This is a genomic window from Streptomyces sp. ATCC 21386 (assembly GCF_018728545.1).
Lineage (GTDB): Bacteria > Actinomycetota > Actinomycetes > Streptomycetales > Streptomycetaceae > Streptomyces.
Genome location: NZ_JAAVVL010000002.1, coordinates 1 through 3,270, shown reverse-complemented (window position 1 = coordinate 3,270; position 3,270 = coordinate 1). Strand labels below are relative to the sequence as shown.

The following is a 3,270-nucleotide window of genomic DNA, read 5'->3' as shown; positions in this document are numbered from 1 at the left end:
CCCGTCCGTCCCCGACTCCACGCTGTACGACGCCTATCCGGGCGAGGGCGCGAAGTACGCGGGCGGCAGGATGCGGCCCGCGTGTCGGGGACGGTGGCCACGGCTACGGCTGCGGCTGCGGCTGCGGCTGCGGGGATCGGTGGGGTCATGACAGGTCGTTCCATCTGCGTCGTCATGGGGACACCGCCGTGGTCGGCAGGCCGGCGGTCTCGTCGAAGCCGTGGATCAGGTTCATCGCCTGGACGGCCTGGCCCGCCGCACCCTTGATCAGGTTGTCCAGGGCGGCGACGGCGACGACCTGCCCGCCCTGCACGGCGATGGCGACCTCGGCGACGTTCGAGCCCACGACCGCCTTCAGCATCGGGAAGTCCTGCGGGGCCTTCGGCGCCGGGCGGACCCGGACGAACGGCTTGCCGACGTACGCCTTGGCGTAGGCCCGCTTGACGTCCAACGAGGTTACGCCGCCTTGGAGTTCGGCGTACGCGGTGACGAGGATGCCCCGCGCCACGTCCAGGCTGTGCGTGGAGAAGCGGAGGTCCACGCTCGCACCGGTGAAGTCGGCGATGGCCTGCCGGACCTCGGGCGCGTGCCGGTGCCCGTACAGCTTGTGCACCCGGAAGTTCCCGCTGCGCTCGGCGGGCGGCTCGCTGCCGTTCCGGCCGCCGCCGGTCGACCCGGTCTTGGCGTCGACGACGACCCGGTCGGTGGCCAGCGGCTCGGCGCCGGCGAACAGCGGGTACAGGGCGTAGATCGTGGTGACGGCCATGCAGCCGGGCAGGTTCACGAACCGCCCCTCGGGCACGTCGCCGCTCAACTCCGGTACGTAGTAGGCGAAGTCCTCCAGCGGCGGGTACTCGGCCGTCCTCGGGTAGTGTGCCCGCACCTCCTCCTCGGCCCGCAGCCGGAAGTCGCCGCCCAGGTTCAGCACCCGCTTGGCGTGGGCCGCGATCAGCGGCAGCCGCTCGGGCAGCGCCCCGGTGGGCAGACAGCCGAAGGCCACGTCGACGGGGTCGGTCTCCGCCAGTTCGGCCAGCGGCCGGAACTTCAGCCCGCCCGCCTTCGGGTGGTTGCGCAGCCACGGGTGCACGCTGCCGATGGAGGCACCGGCGGCCCGCTCGGCGGACAGGAAGGCGAGTTCGACGTGGGGGTGCTCGAGGAGCAGCCGGATGACCTCGCCCCCGGTGTAGCCGCTGGCCCCGACGACGGCGACCCGGATCCGCTCGGGATTCTGGATGTCAGCCAAGGCGGGCCGCCTTCTCGTACGGCCGGACGTAGTCGCGGTCCTGGACGAGCTTGCGGATGGCGTCGGGGCGGCGGGCGACCTTCCGGAAGGCGTCGGCGTACCGCAGGATCCGCTCGTACTCGACCGGGGAGCGCAGCTCGCGGCAGAGGACGAGGGTGGAGTCGAGCATGCCGAGGGTGACGGGGAAGTCCTCCGGCCGGTGGTCGCGCACGGCGCCCGGGTTGAGGCTGAAGGGGTAGCCGTTGCCGAACCCGTCCCGGTGCCGGAAGGGCAGGTGGCACGGGATCGGCGTGTTCTGCCACTCGCGGGCCGGCACGCCCTCCGCGACCAGCAGCTCGTGCACGGCCTCCTTGACGGCGTACACGGGCAGGTCGTCGAGGCCGACGGCCTCGGGGTGCAGCGTGATCCGGTACATGTTGTACGCGTGGACGTGCCCGTCCGGCACGTGCGGCGGCGTGAACAGCCCGGTCTCGCGCAGGGCGTCCCCGAGCAGCGCGGCGTTGCGGGCGCGGATCTCGTCGTAGTACGGCAGCCGCTTGAGCTGGCTGCTGCCGAAGGCGGCGGCGACCCAGGACATCCCGTAGTCGATGCCGTGCTCGGCGAGATAGGAGACGGCCCGCTCGTACGAGGCCTCCTCGGCGAAGAAGGCGATGCCGCCCTCGCCGCCCAGGGGGAAGTTCTTGTCGGCCATCAGGCTCTGCCCGGCCGCGTCCCCGAAGGAGCCGGCGACCCGGTCGCCGATCTTCGCGGAGTGGGCGTGGGAGGCGTCCTCGACGAGGGCGATGCCGTGCCGGTCGGCGAGCGCGCGCAGCGCGGGGACGTCGGCGGGCAGCCCGTGGACGTGCACGGGCATGAGCGCGCGGGTCCGCTCGGTGATCGCGGCAGCTGCGGCGGCCGGGTCCATGCAGTACGTGACCGGGTCGACGTCGACGAAGACGGGGACGGCGTGGGCCGCGACGACCGCCTGCGCGGTGGCGATGAACGTGAACGCCGGCACGATGACCTCGTCACCGGGCCGCACGCCGGCGCCGACGAGCGCCATGTGCAGGCTGGAGGTGCCGCTGGCGGTGGGCAGCGCGAACCCTGCGCCCACGTAGGCCCGGTAGGCCTCGGCGAAGTCGGCGACGACCTTCTCGGGCGCCTGCCGCTGGGCGAGCATCAGGTTGAACACGTCCTCCTTGGTGATGACCGGGAAGAGCGTGCGGCGGAGCGCCTTGGGGATGATCTCGGCGCCGCCCAGGGCGGCGAGCTCGTCGTCGAGGTCCGCCGGATTCGGCAGCGGCAGCGGAGAGTTGGGGAAATCAGTGATCATGACTGGTTCGCTCCGGAGATCGCGGCGGGGCGTGTCTGCGCCGTCTGTGCGGCCTGGGTCAGGGCCATCCGCACACAGGCGGCGACCAGCGGGCTGAGCCGGTAGTTGAACTGCACGCCGGGGACGAGGTCGGCGTCCGCCTCCTCCTGCGTCCACATCGTGCGCAGGTCGTAGGCGCCGAAGATCTTCAGCCGCTCGGCGCGGGCCCAGAGCTTCGGGTCGTCGGTGAGCACGGCGGCGGCCGGGCCGAAGCCGAGGCCGGTCAGGTCGACGACCAGCGCCGGCGCGGTGGCCCCCGCGGCCAACTCGCCGAGCCGGTCGGCGCCTGCCGGGTCCAGCGCGAGGTAGTCGTACGCGGCGGGCTCGTCGTACGACGTCACGCGCACGCCGAGCCAGGCCAGGAACGCGGCGGTCTCCGCGTCCGGCTCCGCGAGGGCGATGCTGTCCCCGTGACCGATCCCCTGACCGGCCAGCGCGGCGTGTATCGCTCCTGTCCGGCTGTTGAGCAGCACGGCTTTGCTGCGCCGCGTCTTCTTCGTCAACAGCCGTTCGAGACCGGGCAGTTCCCGGTCACTCTTCTCGATGCTCATCACCACGCCCGAGGTCAGAACCCGGGTGAGCACGGTGGCGGTGTCGAACAGTTCCATAGAACGTGGGCCTCTCTGATGCGATTGCGTGAAGAGGGGGTGGGGGTGGGGTGCGGTGCGGCCCGGTG

Annotated in this window: 3 protein-coding genes; all 3 read right to left on the bottom strand. The window is 72.3% G+C overall.

Annotated elements, in window-relative coordinates:
* Nucleotides 1-172: 172 nt before the first annotated feature.
* Genes argC through GWK25_RS42860 form a run of 3 tightly spaced genes read right to left on the bottom strand, consistent with a single transcriptional unit; the run spans nt 173 to nt 3,202 of the window.
* Nucleotides 173-1,243 carry an N-acetyl-gamma-glutamyl-phosphate reductase gene (gene argC / locus GWK25_RS42870; protein WP_215458122.1) on the bottom strand — a complete coding sequence of 357 codons (1,071 nt, stop codon included), beginning with the start codon at nt 1,241-1,243 and terminating at the stop codon, nt 173-175.
* Nucleotides 1,236-2,555 carry a DegT/DnrJ/EryC1/StrS family aminotransferase gene (locus GWK25_RS42865; protein WP_215458120.1) on the bottom strand — a complete coding sequence of 440 codons (1,320 nt, stop codon included), beginning with the start codon at nt 2,553-2,555 and terminating at the stop codon, nt 1,236-1,238. Before GWK25_RS42865 ends, argC begins: the two co-directional genes overlap by 8 nt.
* Entirely contained in the window at nt 2,552-3,202 is a 651-nt protein-coding gene (locus tag GWK25_RS42860; protein WP_215458118.1) for a DegT/DnrJ/EryC1/StrS family aminotransferase, read from the bottom strand. The genes GWK25_RS42865 and GWK25_RS42860 overlap by 4 nt, the downstream gene beginning before the upstream one ends.
* Between the last annotated feature and the right edge of the window lie 68 nt (nt 3,203-3,270).